14 protein-coding genes and 1 CRISPR repeat array are annotated in these 16,274 nt (G+C 72.2%); of the genes, 8 read left to right on the top strand and 6 right to left on the bottom strand.

The window, feature by feature from the left end:
* Positions 1–297: 297 nt before the first annotated feature.
* Both ACIA5F_RS11220 and ACIA5F_RS11215 read left to right on the top strand, forming a co-directional pair.
* The gene (locus tag ACIA5F_RS11220; protein WP_399351596.1) at positions 298–1,599 is read left to right on the top strand and encodes a molybdopterin-dependent oxidoreductase; all 1,302 of its coding nucleotides are present in this window, start codon (positions 298–300) and stop codon (positions 1,597–1,599) included.
* Positions 1,600–1,796: 197 nt separating this feature from the next.
* Positions 1,797–2,303, top strand: coding sequence for a hypothetical protein (locus tag ACIA5F_RS11215; RefSeq protein ID WP_399351760.1), 507 nt, complete (start codon positions 1,797–1,799; stop codon positions 2,301–2,303).
* Here ACIA5F_RS11215 and ACIA5F_RS11210 read toward each other — a convergent pair.
* The 3 genes from ACIA5F_RS11210 to ACIA5F_RS11200 form a co-directional block, all read right to left on the bottom strand.
* Positions 2,273–2,947, bottom strand: coding sequence for a class I SAM-dependent methyltransferase (locus tag ACIA5F_RS11210; protein WP_399351594.1), 675 nt, complete (start codon positions 2,945–2,947; stop codon positions 2,273–2,275). The genes ACIA5F_RS11215 and ACIA5F_RS11210 overlap by 31 nt on opposite strands.
* Before the next feature lie 258 nt (positions 2,948–3,205).
* On the bottom strand, positions 3,206–4,684 hold the full coding sequence (locus ACIA5F_RS11205) for an SLC13 family permease (RefSeq protein ID WP_399351592.1): 1,479 nt from the start codon (positions 4,682–4,684) through the stop codon (positions 3,206–3,208).
* Between the two features lie 417 nt (positions 4,685–5,101).
* Complete coding sequence (locus ACIA5F_RS11200) at positions 5,102–5,863, bottom strand: IclR family transcriptional regulator (protein ID WP_399351590.1); 762 nt, start codon at positions 5,861–5,863, stop codon at positions 5,102–5,104.
* Between the two features lie 98 nt (positions 5,864–5,961).
* On the opposite strand from ACIA5F_RS11200, the gene ACIA5F_RS11195 reads away from it, so the two are divergent.
* Both ACIA5F_RS11195 and ACIA5F_RS11190 read left to right on the top strand, forming a co-directional pair.
* Positions 5,962–7,128 (top strand): pyridoxal-phosphate-dependent aminotransferase family protein, encoded by a 1,167-nt coding sequence (locus ACIA5F_RS11195; RefSeq protein WP_399351588.1) that lies wholly within the window; start codon positions 5,962–5,964, stop codon positions 7,126–7,128.
* A 232-nt stretch (positions 7,129–7,360) separates the two neighbouring features.
* Positions 7,361–10,312: an FAD-binding and (Fe-S)-binding domain-containing protein gene (locus ACIA5F_RS11190; RefSeq protein WP_399351586.1), complete on the top strand. Its 2,952-nt coding sequence runs from the start codon at positions 7,361–7,363 to the stop codon at positions 10,310–10,312.
* 137 nt (positions 10,313–10,449) lie between these two features.
* Here ACIA5F_RS11190 and ACIA5F_RS11185 read toward each other — a convergent pair whose 3' ends face one another.
* Positions 10,450–10,728: a hypothetical protein gene (locus ACIA5F_RS11185; RefSeq protein WP_399351584.1), complete on the bottom strand. Its 279-nt coding sequence runs from the start codon at positions 10,726–10,728 to the stop codon at positions 10,450–10,452.
* On the opposite strand from ACIA5F_RS11185, the gene ACIA5F_RS11180 reads away from it, so the two are divergent.
* The 4 genes from ACIA5F_RS11180 (at position 10,716) to ACIA5F_RS11165 (ending at position 13,225) form a co-directional block, all read left to right on the top strand.
* Complete coding sequence (locus ACIA5F_RS11180) at positions 10,716–10,979, top strand: hypothetical protein (RefSeq protein ID WP_399351582.1); 264 nt, start codon at positions 10,716–10,718, stop codon at positions 10,977–10,979. The two genes, ACIA5F_RS11185 and ACIA5F_RS11180, sit on opposite strands and share 13 nt — an antisense overlap.
* A 151-nt stretch (positions 10,980–11,130) precedes the next feature.
* A CRISPR array of direct repeats spans positions 11,131–11,337; the repeat unit is 28 nt; unit sequence GGAACATCCCCGCATGCGCGGGGACCAC.
* Between the two features lie 791 nt (positions 11,338–12,128).
* Entirely contained in the window at positions 12,129–12,452 is a 324-nt protein-coding gene (locus ACIA5F_RS11175; RefSeq protein WP_399351580.1) for a cupin domain-containing protein, read from the top strand.
* 244 nt (positions 12,453–12,696) lie between these two features.
* Positions 12,697–12,981 (top strand): hypothetical protein, encoded by a 285-nt coding sequence (locus ACIA5F_RS11170; protein WP_399351578.1) that lies wholly within the window; start codon positions 12,697–12,699, stop codon positions 12,979–12,981.
* 19 nt (positions 12,982–13,000) lie between these two features.
* Positions 13,001–13,225, top strand: a complete 225-nt coding sequence (locus ACIA5F_RS11165; protein ID WP_399351576.1) for a hypothetical protein — start codon at positions 13,001–13,003, stop codon at positions 13,223–13,225.
* 390 nt (positions 13,226–13,615) lie between these two features.
* Here ACIA5F_RS11165 and ACIA5F_RS11160 read toward each other — a convergent pair whose 3' ends face one another.
* Positions 13,616–13,996, bottom strand: a complete 381-nt coding sequence (locus ACIA5F_RS11160) for a hypothetical protein (RefSeq protein ID WP_399351574.1) — start codon at positions 13,994–13,996, stop codon at positions 13,616–13,618.
* Between the two features lie 151 nt (positions 13,997–14,147).
* The gene (locus ACIA5F_RS11155) at positions 14,148–16,142 is read right to left on the bottom strand and encodes a bifunctional metallophosphatase/5'-nucleotidase (RefSeq protein WP_399351572.1); all 1,995 of its coding nucleotides are present in this window, start codon (positions 16,140–16,142) and stop codon (positions 14,148–14,150) included.
* Between the last annotated feature and the right edge of the window lie 132 nt (positions 16,143–16,274).

Raw genomic sequence — 16,274 nt, 5'->3', positions numbered from 1 at the left:
GGCCGGTCCGGTGTGCCACGGGGGCTGGTCGTGTCTTGGGTGCGGCACGTTCCCTTGGCGGCTCGCGCCGGATAGCTTATGCCGGATAAGTCGCATATGCGGGCTGGAATGTGTGGAGGTGTCCGGGTGGACGCGAGCGGCAGCGGGCGGAAGCAGCCGGACGACACCCCACGGCCACCCCCGGAGCAGCCAGAACCCCCGGAGCAGCCGGAACCCCCAGGCCCGGCAGTACCTCCGGTCGGGGAATCCGGTGGCGGGCGGTCCGGGCTGACGGCACGGGTGCGGGCGCTCGTCGGGATGGCGAGGACGGCGGGGCCGCCGCCGGGTCCGGCGCGGCCGGAGTTCTGGCGGAGTCCGCTGCGCGGCCCGTGGCTGACCGCCGTGTTCGGGCTGATCCTGCTGTTCGGCGTCACCGTCCTCTTCCTGACGGGCCTCTTGTCGTACGCGGCGTACAACCCGGACCTGTCGCCCGTCAACGACCAGACGCCCGACAAGGGGTGGCTCGGCTTCTACCTCTTCTCCTGGCCCACTTCCCCGCACTGGCTCTACCGGCTCACCCAGGGGACACACGTCACGCTGGGGATCGTGCTCGTCCCCGTCCTCCTGGCGAAGCTCTGGTCGGTCATCCCGAAGCTGTTCGAGTGGCCCCCCGTACGGTCGGTCGGTCAAGGCGTCGAGCGGATCTCCCTGTTGCTGCTGGTGGGCGGCGCGGGCTTCGAGTTCGCCACCGGCATCCTCAACGTACAGCTGCACTACATCTTCCCGGGCTCCTTCTACACCCTGCACTTCTACGGGGCATGGGTGTTCATCAGCGCCTTCGTCGTGCACGTGGCGCTGCGGCTGCCGAGGGCGGTCCGCGCCGTCCGCGCCGGACGTGCGGAGCCCCCGGCGGGCCCGGGGGAGGAAACGGGTGCGGGGCTGGTCACGCCCCGGCCGGCGGCGCCGACGCTCTCCCGCCGGGGCGCGGTCGCCATGGTCGGTCTCGGCTCGGTGGCGCTGCTCGTGGTGACGGTGGGCCAGAGCGTGGGCGGCTGGTTCCGGCAGACGGCCCTGCTCGCACCGCACGGCCAGGACCCGGGCTCCGGCCCGAACGGCTTCCAGATCAACAAGACGGCCGCCTCGGTCGGCATCCGGCCGAGCGACATCGGCCCGGCCTGGCGGCTGACCGTACGCGGCGCGGGCCGCCAAGTCGTCCTGACCCGCGCGCAGTTGCTCGCCATGGAGCAGTCCGAGGCGGCGCTCCCCATCGCCTGCGTGGAGGGCTGGTCCACGCCCGACCAGCGGTGGAGCGGGGTCCGCCTCAACAGACTGGCCGCGCTCGTCGGCTGGGACGCCGACGCCCCGCCGCTCCTGGTGGAATCGGTGCAGCGGGGAGGCTCGTTCAGCTCGGTCGTCCTGCGGGAGAACCAGGTGCGCGACGACCGCGCGCTCCTCGCCGTGCGCGTCAACGGGGCCGTCCTCTCCCTCGACCACGGCTACCCGGCCCGCGTCATCGTCCCCGGCGCGCCCGGCGTCCACAACACCAAATGGGTGACCCGACTCACCTTCGGGGACGCCGGCACCTTCGGAGCCCCTGCGGCCTTCGGGGAGCGGGCATGACCGGCCCGGCCGAGGAACCGACCGGCCCGGCGGCCTCACCCGTACCGTCGCCTGTCCCGCCTGTCCCGCCTGTCCCGCCTGTCCCGCCTGTCCCGCCCGTACTACCTGGCCCACCTGTTCCACCGGGTCCACCCGCCCCTCCCACCCCGCCCGCGCCGTCCGCTTTCCGTCGTCGCTACGGGGCCTCCCCGCTCCACCTGCTGCTCGTCCTGGCCTCCTTCGCCCTCGCCGGGTACGCGGGCCTGCGCCTGCTCAGGGGGAACACCTTCGGGGTGATCCTCTGGTTCGCCGGGGCGGCCGTACTCCATGACCTGGTGCTGCTGCCGCTGTACTCGGTGACCGACCGGGCGGCGCAGGCGCTGTGCCGGCGCGGTGGTGGCGGTGGCGGCGGTGGGGTCGGGGTCCGGGCCGCCACCGGTCAGGGGCCGGGTGCGGTGGGTACGGGCGTCAACCACCTCCGCGTGCCGGCGTTCGTCGCCGGGCTCCTGCTGCTGGTCTGGTGGCCGCTCGTGCTGCGCCGGGTGGACGGCTACACGGCGGCCACCGCCCTCCCGGAGGACGTGTTCCTGGGGCGCTGGCTGCTGATCACCGCCGTCCTGTTCGCCGCCTCGGCCGCGCTCCTCCTCGTACGGATGTGGCGCGGGTCGCGGGCGCTGCGGCGTGGCGCGCGGGGTCAGGAGGCGGCGCGCAGCGTGACGAAGTGACGGCCCCCGGCCGTGGCCCACCGTTCGGCCACGGTCCACCCCGAGGCGCGCGCGTGACGGCCGACCGCCGTGGCGCCGACGGTGGCCCAGGGGAAGACGGCGCTCACCGGCCGGTGTCCCGCGTGGATGCGGACGCGGCGGCGCTGGTCCACCTCGCCCGGAGCGGCCTCGACCAGCAACAGCCCCTGGTCGTGGACGAGTTCCCGGATGCGGGAGAGGAGCCGGCGCGGGTCGCCGCCGATGCCGATGTTCCCGTCGATGAGCAGGGCGGTCCCCCACCGGCCCTCGTCGGGGAGCGGGTCGAAGACCGAGCGGCGCAGGGCGGCGCCGCCCCGGCGGACCGTGGCGGCGACGGCGGAGGGGCACACGTCGATCCCGAGGACGGTGCTCCCGCGCCGGGCCAGTGCCTCGACCAGGCGGCCCGCCCCGCAGCCGATGTCCAGGACGGGGGCCGTGCACCGCCGCAGCACCGCCCGGTCGGCGGCGTCCGCGCGGGCGCACCACCGTTCCAGGTCCAGGGGGAAGGACCAGCCCTCGGCGTCGCACAGGGCGAGGTCGCCCCGCCGGGCGTGGATCGCCGCCGCGTACCAGTTGCTGTCCCACTCCTCGACCGCGCGGGCGGGCCCACAACCGGAGGTGCTCACACGGGCTCCCTACGAGCGATCGGGGCCCGTCGGGGGAGGGCGGCGGGCGGCGGTCCTCTCCCATGGTTCGCCGCGGACGGGGCATACGGCTTGCCGGGGCCGCCCGGATGCACCCGAACGGCTTCCGGACGGCTTCCGGACGGCCCGGATCGGACCGGACGGCCCGGATCGGACCGGACGGCCCGGAGCGGACCGGACCCGGAGGCCCGCGCCGGACCGAGCCGGCCCGGTCCGCCGGCCGGGCCGGCCGGGCCGGGTTCAGAGCCAGCCGGGTGCGATCAGCAGCATCCAGGTGGTCACGGGGGCGATGACCGCCATGCTGAGCCCCCAGATCATCAGGTTGCGGAAGACGCGTGGACGCTCCTCCTCCGGGGAACTCGCCGTCACCAGGGCGCCGCTGGTCGAGAGCGGGGAGGAGTCGACGACGGACGAGGAGATGGCCAGCGCGGTGATCAGGCCCACCACCCCGATCTCGCCGCTGAGCAGGAACGGCACGGCGAGCGGGATCAGCGCGCCGAGGATGCCGGTGGTCGAGGCGAAGGCGGAGACGAAGGCGCCGATCAGGCAGATCAGCAGGGCGCCCAGCAGGGGCGCCTGGATCGAGGCCACGCTGCTGCCGAGCCAGTCGATGGTGCCCATCCGCTCCATCAGCCCGACGAAGGTCACCACACCGCAGACCAGCAGTACGGTCGACCAGGCGCACCGGTCCACGGCCCCCTTCGCGCTCGCGGGGGAGGCGAAGGCCAGGACGGCGGTCACGGTGAGGGCCATCAGCCCCACGTCCAGTTTGAAGAAGAGCGCCCCGACGACCAGGCTGAGCAGCCCGAGCAGGGTCAGGACGCGGATGCCGTCCAGGCGTACGACGGGTACGGGGTCTGCGGCCGGGGCGCCGTCCGGTGTGCCGTCCGGCAGGGTTCCGGCGGGCGCGGTGAGGGTGGAGGTCCGGCCCGCGGGCGCCCCGCCGGGCCGGGCGGCGATGCCTGCGGGTGCGGGGCCCGGCGTACCGCCCGGACCTGGAACGGGAACTGGGCCTGAACCCGGTCCCGGTCCCGGCCCCCGTTCAGGTTCCGGGGCGGCGGCGGAGGGGCTCTTGTCCGTGAGGGCCGGTACGGCGATGTCGTGCGCGCGGCGCCCGATGAGCTGGCGCCCGCCGAACAGCAGGAACACGACGACGCTGAGCAGGACGTTGAAGAGGAACGACCCGGCGAACAGCAGGGTCGGGCTGCCCGGCAGGTCGTTGCGGGAGACCACGCCGTTGGTGATGCTGCCGAACACGCTGACGGGGGAGAACCCTCCCGCGCTCGCGCCGTTGATGATCAGCAGCCCCATCAGGACGGGACGGATGCGGTAGCGGACGGCGAACCCCATGCCGATGGGCGCGATGACGCCCACCGCCGCGGGGACGACGGCACCCACCGCCGTGAGGGCCGCCGTGATCAGGAACATGACCCAGGGGATCAGGGCGATCCGGCCGCGTACGGCGCGGGTCGCGGCGTGTACGAGCCAGTCCACCGTGCCGTTGCTGGTGGCGATGGCGAACAGGAAGGTGACTCCCACCAGGACGACGAACAGATCGCCGGGGAACCCGCCGAAGATGTCGTCGGTGCTTTCCCCGGCGACCGTGGTTCCGATCGCGAAGGCGGCGACCAGAGCCAGTACGCCCATGTGGACAGAGGAGAAGGTGGCGATGACGAACACAAGAACCAGTGCGAGCAGGGCAATGACATGAGCGGACACGAGGCTTCCTCGCCTTCGGTCGACGGCCGAGTGCGCGGGCATGCGGAGTCACCCCGGACAGGACCTCGCGCCCGGTGAACGGCCGGGAGGTCCTGCCGGGAGCAGGCGTTGGGACAGTGGGGTGTGATCAGCGCCGCTGGACGGGGTGATATCGCACAAACGCACCATTCCAGTTCCGTATGGCGGAACTGGAATTTCATTGGTGGCGAGTATGTTGACGGCGCCGACGCAGCGTCAAGGGTGTGGACGATAACGGTGCCGAGCGGTTTCACACGCCGGCCACCCCGGGACCCTCACCTCCTGGACCCGCCACCGGCCTCCGGGCCCACCCTCCACGGGCCCCACCCTCCACGGGCCCCACCCTCCACGGGCCCGCCTCCGCCCGCCCCCCCCGCCGCCCCCGCTCGGCGGTGCCGCTCAGCGGTGCCGGAAGGAGTGCAGCGGCTCCAGCGCCGCGCCGACCTCGCGGGCCGCCGCCGCCACCTGGGCGCCGAGGCTCTCACTCATCTGCGCGGTCATCCGGCTCGTCGGCACGTTGACGCTGATGCTCGCCACCGGCAGGCCGTCCGCGCCGAGCACGGCCGCCGCGACGGCCGAGACGTCCGTACGCCACTCGCCGCCGTTGGTCGCGTACCCGCGCCGCCGGATCTCCGCCAACTCCTCGCGGAACAGCACCGGTTCGGTGATCGTGTCCCCGGTGAAGCCGGTCAGCCCGGCGGCGATGTACTGGTCCACCGCGCCGGCGGGGCGGGCCGCGAGGACGGCCTTGCCGTTGGCCGAGGCGTGGCTCGGCAGGATCTGGCCCAGCGGCAGGACGATCCGGACCGGACGGCTGGTCTCCAGCCGCTCGATGAGGATCACCCGGTCCCCCTCGGGCACGGCCAGGTGCACGGTCTCGTCGGTGCGCCGGCGCAGCTCCTCCATCACCGGCACGGCCACGTCCCGCAGCCCCAGCTCACCCGTGGCGCGCCTGCCGACCAGCAGCGCCTTGGTGGTCAGGGCCCACCGGGTGGGGGTGGAACCGGTCTGGCGGATCCACCCCGCGGCATGCAGTGTCCCCAGGGTCCGCTGGGCGGTGCTCTTGGGCAGTTCCATGGCTCTGGCCAGCTCCGCGACCCCGATCGGCTGCCGTGCCGCCACCTCTTCCAAGGCCCGAAGTGCGTTCAGGACGTTCTGCATCCGTTGACTCCCTCCCGGAGGCGCGCTTATGCTCCGCCGTGCCGAGAAACGATACACCGTGCCGTAACACGGCACAATGGTGAAGGAGTTACGTCGATATGACCCTTCGGACCGGCCGTCATTTCCTACAGATCCCCGGCCCCACCAACGTCCCCGACTCCGTGCTCCGCGCGATGGCGGCTCCCGTCATCGACCACCGGGGGCCGGAGTTCGCCGAACTGACCCACCGCCTGCTCGCCGCACTGTCCCCGGTGTTCGGCACCGAGAGCCCCGTGATCGTCTACCCGGCCTCGGGCACCGGCGCCTGGGAGGCCGCACTCGTCAACACGCTCAGCCCCGGCGACCGGGTGCTCTGCTTCGAGACCGGCCACTTCGCCTCCCTCTGGCGCACGATGGCCGTGGGACTGGGCCTGGACGTCGACTTCGTCCCCGGCGACTGGCGCCACGGCGCCGACCCGGAGGCCCTCGCCGCCCGGCTCGCCGCCGACCCCGCGCACACCGTCAAGGCCGTCTGCGTGGTCCACAACGAGACCTCCACGGGCGTGACCAGCCGGATCGCCGAGATCCGCGCCGCCCTGGACGCGGCCGGACACCCCGCGCTGCTCCTGGTCGACACCATCTCCTCGCTCGGCTCCATCGACTACCGCCACGACGACTGGGGCGTCGACGTCACGGTCGCCGGATCGCAGAAGGGCCTGATGCTGCCGCCCGGTCTGAGCTTCAACGCCGTCAGCGAGAAGGCGCTGCGCGCCTCGGAGACCGCCCGGCTGCCCCGCTCGTACTGGGACTGGCAGCCGGTGATCGAGGCGAACCGGAAGGGATTCTTCCACTACACCCCGGCCACCAACCTCCTCTACGGTCTGGAGGAGGCGCTGCGTCTCCTGGCCGCCGAAGGACTCCCCGAGGTCTTCGCCCGGCACGCCCGGCACGCCGCCGCCACCCGGGCGGCGGTGCGCGGCTGGGGCCTGGAAGTGCTCTGCGCCGACGAACGGGAGTACTCCGGCTCCCTCACCGGCGTGCTCCTGCCCGAGGGACACGACGCCGACAAGGTCCGCGAGATCGTCCTCGAACGGTTCGACATGTCCCTGGGCGCCGGCCTGGGACGGCTCGCGGGCAAGGTCTTCCGCATCGGGCACCTGGGCCACTTCAACGACCTGACGCTCGCCGGGACCCTGGCCGGCGTGCAGATGGGCCTCGAACTCTCCGGGGTCCCCCTGGCCTCGCACGGCCTGGACGCCGCCCTGGACATCCTGCGCACCCCCTGAACCACCGGCCCCGACCGAGCCGCCCCACCCCTCCGATCCACCGGCCCCACCCCGGCCCACGACCCCCGGCCCACCTCCGGAACCCCCCGGCCGTCACCCCACCGCCCGGACCCTCAGCCACCGCCCGGGTCCGGGCCCCGGAGCCCACCCCGCACCCGCGCTCCCTCCCTCTCCCTTCCCCCCGCCCCGACTCCTCCCGACGTTCCCGCCCGGCCTCTGGAGCCCGCAGCACATGACCACGACCAGCGACGGCACCCCCGCCACCTCCGACGACAGCGTCCGCCGCGACCTCGAACAACGGCTGCGCCGTGAACTCGACGGCGAGATCCGCTGCGACGACTACACCCGCCACCTCTACTCCCGCGACGCCAGCATGTACGCGATCACCCCGCTCGGCGTCGTCTTCCCCCGCCACCCCGACGACGTCCGCGCCACGGTGGCCGCCGCCGCCGAGCACGGCGTCCCGATCGTCCCGCGCGGCGCCGGCACCAGCCTCGCCGGACAGACCATCGGCCCCGGCCTGGTCCTGGACTTCTCCCTCCACATGAACCGCGTCCTCGAACTCGACCCGGACGCGCGCACCGCACTGGTCGAACCCGGCGTCGTCCAGGACCAGCTCAACCGCGACGCCGCCCCCCACGGCCTGATGTTCGGCCCCGACACCTCCACCAGCAACCGCGCCACCATCGGCGGCATGATCGGCAACAACTCGGCGGGCAGCGGCTCCCTGCGCTACGGCATGACCATCGACCACGTCCGCGCCCTGGACGTGGTCCTCTCCGACGCGAGCCTCACCCGCTTCGGCCCCGTGGACGAGACCGAACGGCTGCGCCGGGCCGCGCTCCCCACCCTCGAAGGCCGCATCCACGCCCAGCTCCCCGAGCTGGTCCGCGCCCACCGCGAAGCCATCGCCAAGGGATTCCCGCGCTTCTGGCGCCGGGCCGGCGGCTACCGGCTCGACCGGCTGGCCCGCGAGGACGAGCCCTTCGACCTCGCCACCTTCCTCGTCGGCTCCGAAGGCACCCTCGCCGTCACCACCCGCGCCCTCGTGGGCCTCGTGCCCAAGCCCTCCCGCACGGTCATCGCCGTCGGCCACTTCACCTCCGTCGCCGCAGCCATCGAGGCCACCGAGGACGCCCTCGCCTGCGACCCGGCCGCCGTCGAGCTGATGGACCGGACGATCCTGGACCTCTCCCGCCAGAAGATCGAGTACGCCCCGCTCTCCGGCATCCTCCAGGGCGACCCCGACGCGCTCCTCTTCGTCTCCTTCAGCGGCGACGACGAGGGCGAACTCCTCGCCCGGCTCGACCGGCTGATCCGGCTCTGGCAGCGCCACGGCCACGGCTACCACACCCTCCGGGCCGTCACCCCCGGCGAACAGGGCGCCCTGATGAAGGTGCGCAAAGCCAGCCTCGGCCTGCTCATGGCGGCCAGCGAAGGCACCAAACGCCCCCTGGCCTTCGTCGAGGACACCGCCGTCGACCCGGTCCACCTGCCCGCCTACACCCGCCGGTTCAAGGAGGTCCTGGACCGCCACGGACTCAAGGCGGGCTTCTACGGACACTGCTCCGTCGGCTGCCTGCACATCCGGCCCTTCCTCGACCTCACCGACCCCACCCAGCAGCAGACCATGCGGGCCGTCGCCGAGGAGATCAAGGACCTCGTCACCGAGTACGGCGGCGTCAACTCCAGCGAGCACGGCGACGGCCTGGCGCGCAGCGAGTTCAACCGCGAACTGTTCGGCGACGAACTGTACGAGGCGATGCGCCAGGTCAAGCGGATCTTCGACCCCGACAACCGGATGAACCCGGGCAAGATCGTCGACGCCCCGGCCATGACCGAGCACCTGCGCGACGCGGCCCTGACCCCGGCCGTCCCGCTGCGCACCCGCCTCGACTTCGAGGTCGTCGGCGGCATGCGCGGCGCCGCCGACCGCTGCATGAACATCGGCCTGTGCCGCAAGGAGGGGGCGGGCACCATGTGCCCCTCCTACATGGCGACCAAGGACGAACGGGACTCCACCCGGGGCCGGGCGGGCGCCCTGGTCAAGGCCCTCTCCGAACCCGACCCCAAGGCCGCGCTCGGCGAGGAGGGGCTCCACGAGGTCCTCGACCTCTGCCTGATGTGCAAGGCGTGCAAGAGCGAGTGCCCCCTCGGCGTCGACATGGCCTCGCTCAAGGCCGAGGCCCTCTCCCACCACCACGACCTGCACGGAGTCCCGCTGCGCTCACGGATCTTCGGCTCGATCCGGTTCCTCAACCGGCTCGGCTCGGCGACCGCCCCGCTCTCCAACCTCCCCGTCCGTGTCGGGCTGCTGCGCGGGCCCATGGAACGCCTCCTCGGCATCACCTCCCGGCGGCCCCTGCCCCGCTTCGTCCACCGCAACCTCGTCCGCTGGTACCGCCGCCGCCCGCCCACCGGCACGGCGGCGCCGCGCGGCGCCGTGACCTACCTGGCCGACTCCTTCACCACGTACACCGAACCGGAGATCGGCCGGGCCGCCATCGAGCTGCTGGAACAGGCGGGCTGGGACGTACGGCTGGAGAGCCGGGGCTGCTGCGGCCGCTCCAGCCTCTCCAAGGGGCTGCTCGACGACGCCAACGAGAAGGCGTTCAAACTGGTCCACCTCCTCGCGGAGACCACCCCGCCCGGCTCGCCCGTCGTCGGCTGCGAACCCTCCTGCCTGATGACCCTGCGCGACGAGCACAAGGCCCTGCTGCCCAACGACAGCGCCCAGCAGGACATCGCCGGCCGGGTCCGCCAGATCGAGGAACTGCTCACCGAGGCCATCGACGACGGCACCTTGCTCCTGCGCGAGGACTCCTGGCTGAGCGGGCGCCGCCTGCTCTTCCACGGCCACTGCCACCAGAAGGCCGAGGTGGGTACGGCGGCGACGATGGCCCTGCTGCGCCGCATCCCGGGCGCCGAGGTCGTCGAACTGGACGCGGGCTGCTGCGGAATGGCCGGTTCCTTCGGCTTCGAGGCCGAGCACTACGAGGTGTCCATGCAGGTCGGCGCGGACCGGCTGTTCCCCGCGATCGAGGCGGAACCGGAGCGGACGGTCGTGGTCGCCACCGGGGTCTCCTGCCGCCAGCAGATCTTCCACGGCACCCAGCGCGACGCCTGGCACCCCGTCCAGCTCATCCAGGAGGCACTCCGCCCCGCCACACCCGACGAGGCGTGAGGACGGTACCCCTCACCCCCGATCACGCGTGACGGCGTACGGTCACCCCCCCCGCGCCCCCGCACCGCCCGTTCGCAGCCACAGCCGCCGGTCCGGCCCACCCCCCGGGGCCGGACCGGCGGCCAACGGCTCTCCGGTCAGGACGGGTTGGTGTCCTCGATCGCCCGCAGCATGGCCCGGCGCTTCTTCGCGGAGAGGGACGCCCCGTCCGTGGAGTGCATGGCCCAGGGGATCTCACAGTCCCCCTCATGATCGGGGTCCGGGCACAGGACCTCGACGAAGCGGTCCGTGAGCGCATCGCACTCCGCCTCCGTGGCCATGACGGCCAGCTCCACCTTCCACAGCCGCCGCTCCCCGGACCCGGTACCGGCCTCCCCTCCCACCGCACCCGAACCGCTCCGCCGTGCCTCGCTCATACCTGGCGTACCTCACTCATACCTACTCCGACCTTGGGAAGTTCGACGGCAACGACGACACCTGGCTCGACACCGGCTCCCCGTTCACCACCGAACAACTGCGCCGCTACCGGGCCACCTTCCCCGGCACCCCCACCGGCGAACCGGACGCGCCGGACCCCACCCTCCAGCAGCTCGACGTCCTCAACCACTGGCCGCTGCGCCAGAACGCCGCCGGGCCCGGACCAGACCCCCTACGCGGGCGACCGTAGCACCGTCCCCCGCCCCACCCAAGGCCCCTGAGGAACCGGTGGGCGCGCCAGGCGGCTCCACTGCGACGAGGACCCGGGCGCCGCCCCCTCACCGACTGGCTGACGCTCAACCCCCTCGACCAGCCCCTGCCCACCCCCACCCCGCCGCCGTCCCGACTCTTCGCATGCGCGGGGACCACAACCTCACGCAGGGGAGATGGCGGCCCTGGGAACATCCCCGCATGCGCGGGGACCACCCCGTAACCCCGCCTCGCCGTACTTCGGGCAGCGGAACATCCCCGCATGCGCGGGGACCACGATCCTGCACCCCCAGCCTGCATCTGTGCGTCCGGAACATCCCCGCATGCGCGGGGACCACAGAGGCTGACCTGCAGTGTTATGAAGAGGGTGCGGTGTTTTTACTTACTTGCGCCGATCCGGGCATAACGGATGTAACTCTCTTTTGTTGAGCGGTGCTGATGTGGTTGCCGAGTCAACACCTTAGCCACGGAGTGCGGGGTGCTGGGGCGGAAACCGTTCGGAAAGGGTCAGGCTCTCTTCTGAGGTTCGGGTCGGAGGGAGGGGAGTGCTGTTCGATTCATCCGTTCAGCACGGGGCCCGGGGCGTTCATCCGGTCTCGGCTTCGGTCCCGATGGCCGCGTCGTTCTTCCTGGTGATGTATGCCGAGCGGGAAGTCCGTTCATGCCGGCGGGCTGTGTCTTCGAGTAGCGGCGGGTCCGTCTCTGCCTTCCGTATCGACACCGTGGTGAGGGGGCCAGGGTGGGGAAACCCTCCTGGTGTCGGTTCTGGGGCGCCATCTGCCGAAGTAACTCAGAACGATAAAGCGTGAGTTGGCGGAGAGTCGACATGTGTCATCCCCGTTCCACGGACGAGCCGTCCCATGTCGACCGGTCGCCAAGGCGGCACCGTACGTGGGTCACCTGAGGGAGCTTGTCCGCCAGGTTGCCGCCTCGTTCGGACCGTGCGCCGGGCAAGGGGGCAAACGTAGAGCACGGGTGAGGGCGGCAGGCCCGGAGTGGGTCCGGGACAGGCTTTGCCGAACGGTCGACCATGTGCCGTCGCCGGGCCGCTAGGTTCCAGTGCATTCGTTGATCTTGGAGCGCGGGCGTGTCCCAGATGGCTGGGCACGTCCGTTGGGAGGGGTGTGGCATGAGTGTGACCGATCTGATGGGGACTGCGGCCGGTCTGGCGGAGGCGTGGAACTCCCGTGAGCTGGGTCGGGTAGGAGAGGCCCGGGTGAAAGTGCTGCGCATGGACGAGATGCCGGTGGAAGAGGAGAGTCACGCCGCCGCCGAGGCGTTGCTCGTGCTCGACGGACGACTGGAACTCACGGTCGACGGTGTGGAGATACCGGTGCGGCAGGGCGAACTGTTCATGGTGCCCGCGCGAACCGTGCACGCCGTCCGCCCCGGAAGCACGGGCACGCTGGTGATCGTGGAACTGCCGGAAGGCAGAGGAACAGAGGAGGAGTGACGGTCCGGCAAGGTCTTCGTCCGGGTACTCGGTCCGGGTTCGGTGGGCGGCACCCGGGCAGATCCGGTCCTTGGCCGTGGCGCGGTCGTACCCCAGTGGGTGTGGGGTGTGGGTACGGGGTGGGTACGTGGGCCGGACATGCGCCGGAGTGCGCTCCGTCATCCGCATGAAAGCGGCTTCCGCCCGCATTTGCCGCCCGGCGGAAGGGGCAGGAAGGGGGTGACGCAGACGAAGGGTGACGTTCATGGCAAGCGTGCAGCACCGCTACACGGGCCGGATCTTCCTCGCGGCCGGACAGCAGACCTGGCTCGGTTTCTACTACACCAGCGGCGACCCCCAGCCACGTAGCTGGAACCGCTGGGCTGCGGGCCAGACCGGGTTCGGCAGTCCCTTCACGTACATCGAGATTCTGGAGGAGCTGGTGGCCTGGGATATCAACGCACAGCCCCATGTGGGATGGAACCTCTTGCTCCGGGCCCAGAACGGGGACGCGGATTTCATCCTGAGCGCCGTCAGCGTGGATCAGTAGAGCAACAAGGGAGAGTCTGATGCGGGTTCATGTGGTCTACGAGCGGGACGGGAAGATCGTTGCCCTCGCGGATGTCGACAGCGAGGGCGGTGTAGGGGTGCGCCCCCTTGCCCAGGAGGGCCGGGAGTTCACCCAGATCGACGTGCCCGACGCGTACGCCGGTCTTCCTCTGTCCGGGCTGTACGAACGCCTGCGGTTGGAGGTCGGAACGGAGGGGCCCCGGGCCCACTGGCAGCAGGTCTAGACCGTGTCCGGACGAGGGAGGTTTCTTTCCACGGCTCTCCTTCTCCTCCCTCCGGCTTTCTCTCCACCCTTTCGCTTCCCGTGCGTGTCGCTGACGGTCTGCCCGGCCGGGTGGGTGGCCGCGTCCGTCCACCTGTCCGCCGCCCGTCTGGCCTTCCGCTGGTTCCGGCCTGGTCACGACTGTGCATGCCCCCGCGTGGTTGGGTATCGCGCGGGGGCACGGCGCGTGCGTCTGAGGCCGCCACCGTTTGTACGGTTCGCCGAGGACTGGGCCGGGGCACGGGGCGGCAGGGTCTTCCGCAGGTCCCGTCCCCAGCGAATGTGCTCCATGGCTATGGCGTGGTTCCGCGCATCTGCCCGGCGGCGCCAGACAAACGAGATTAAAGGTCCGCTATGTCCAAATTGGCGAAAGCAAGTAAAAACGCACTACCACCCACGTGACGCTGCAGGTCAGTTCCTGGTGCTCCCCGCGAACGCGGGGGTGAACCTGGGCCCGCGACGCCCAGCGCACCGCCGAAGCCGTGCTCCCCGCGAGCGCGGCGGGGTGTCCCGACGAGGTGCCGGGCAGGGTGCCCTTGACCGTCCGGTCGGCGGACGGGCCATGGACGGCCCAGGTGAGCGGGGCGCCCCGGCCCGTCGGGTACACGAGGTGCAGGGGCCCCGGGAACGGCGGTTCCGGCCGGTCCGGGGCGAAGCCGAGCGGGAAGAAGGAGACGTCGAGTTCCTCGTGCTGCTCGCGGCACCCGTCGGCGGCGTGCGCGCGTCGGCTCACCGTCACTCCGACCCGGGAGCCGTGGACGGCCGGACCCTGCCGGACGGGCGGGACGTCCCGGGCGGGACCCCGGGGGTCGCCGACCCCCGGGGAGAAGGGGTACGGGAGACCCGGCTCAGCAGGGTGGCGCGGCCGGGTTCCCGTGCCCGGCTCAGCAGGGCGGCCGGAACCCGCCCGCCGTCCGTCGGGCGCCCGCCGGGCCTCCCGCGCTGAGCATCGCCGCCTCGGGGCGCGGCACCGGCACGTCCCCGGGCAGCAGGTGCACGGGCGGGTCCACGACCGCGCCCGAGCCCTCCGGGGCGGCGTTCCTGACCGTGACACGGTCCCGGGGCAGCGGGGAGAGCACCTTCCGGTCACGGACGAACGCGACGAAGCTCTCGAAGTCCCGCTGGTGCCGGTAGGGCTCTCCGAAGCGGCTGAGCGCGGGATAACCGTCCGAGGCGAGGAAGGTGTACGAGGGCGCCGCCAGCCGGTACCGGCGGCCGAGGTTCAGCGGCCTGCCGTCGACGAGGACGTCCGCCGGGGCGACCCGGTCGCCGACCGGGCCCCGCGCGTCGAAGCTGTACCGCACGTTGTGCGAGACGGCCAGCGGCGCGAACCGCAGCTCCCCCGAGGGGCCCAGGCTCCACTGCTGTTCGAGGGCCTGGTGGATCTGCTCCCCGGTGACCCAGGCGCCGACGACCGGATCGCCGAACCCCACCGCCCGCCACGCCTGACCGAAGGTCACCGCCCCGTCCGAGGAGGCGTCGTGGACCAGATCGCCCGCGATGACCGTCTGCCCGACGCGGGGCGCGACCGCGATCACCGAGAGTTCCGCCGGGACGTTCGGGTGGATGTTGCCGTTGTCGGCCGGGTCCGACGGCCGCCGGCCCGCCCACAGCGCCCAGTCGGCGACCAGGTCACCCATGGTGCTCTCGCCCGCCCCGTTGCGGGTCCGCAGGAAGGACCCGGTCTGCCGCCCGATCCGGCTGCGTTCGCGTCCGGCCGCCTGCCCCGCCCAGTACCGGGCGACCTCCGCGAGCCCCGGATGGGGGGCGACGTCCCGGGTGTTGGCGTGGTTGGTGGAGACGGTCAGCTCGCGGACCACCCTGCCGGTGCGCGGGTCGAGCCGCAGGTTGATCTCGTTGAGGAGCTGCCCGTAGCAGCCCGCCTCGACGAAGGGGCGGGGCACGCCGTCGGGGTCGGGGAGCATCATGTTGAACCGGGTGTGCCAGTGGCCGGTGACGATCACGTCGATGTCGGGGGAGACCCGCAGCGCCAGGTCGAGCGCGGGCCCCGAGGGGTCGGAGCCGCTGTTGAAGTCGGCGCCCGCGACGGCCCCGTCGTGCATGCTGAGGACGATCGCGTGGACCCCGCGCCCCTTGAGCAGCGCCGCGTACCGGTCGGCGGTGGCGACCTCGTCCAGGGTGGACAGGCCCGGCTGGAAGGAACCGGGGAAGGACTCGAAACCGAGGGCGGTGAGGTGGATGAACCCGATCGGCAGCCGCCGCCCGTCCCGGGTGGTCACCCACTCGATGTTGTACGGCGGCAGGACGGTCCGGTCCGACCCGGCCCAGACGGTGTTGGCGCTGTAGTAGCGGAAGTCGGCCCCGGCGAAGCGGCGCCCCGAGGAATCGGTGAAGGAGGTGTCCCGCCCCGCGACGGGGAAGGGGACGCCCTGCTCCATGTGGCGCCGGATCATGTCCGGCGACTTGTCGAACTCGTGGTTGCCCGCCGTGGCGAAGTCCAGCCCCATGCGGTTGAGCGCCTCGATGGTCGGCTCGTCGGCGAAGGCGCTGGCGTCGAACTCCCACCCCGCGAAGAGGTCACCGGGGGCGAAGAAGAACGAGTTGCGGCGCCCGTCGCGCAGCCGTTCGAGGTGCGCGGCCAGGTAGGCGACGCCCCCGACGGTGTAACGGCGACCACCGTTGCCGTAGATGGCGGAGTGCCCGCCGGGGGCGGCCTGGAGGTAGCCGTGGAGGTCGGTGATGCTGAGGAGTTGTACGTCGACGTACTCGTCGGCGGTGGCGGCGTCCCGGGCCGCGTCCGTGGCGTAGGCGGGCACCCCGACGGCGAAGGTCGTCGCCACGGCCCCCGCCTGCGTGAGAAAGGTCCGGCGCCCCACACCCGATGCGATCCGGCGGGCAGTCCTGGGTTTCTGTGACATCACGCTCCGCATCCTCCCACTCACTTACCGCACCCGGAAGGGCTCGCGGGGGTTGGGGTGGGGGTGGAGCCCGCACCGTACGGGGTCTCGGCGCGCTTCACCCTTCCGATGTCGAAACGCCGGCGCAGGCCG

This window comes from Streptomyces sp. NPDC051567 (genome assembly GCF_044454165.1).
Lineage (GTDB): Bacteria > Actinomycetota > Actinomycetes > Streptomycetales > Streptomycetaceae > Streptomyces.
This window is presented reverse-complemented; position numbering and strand designations above follow the sequence as displayed.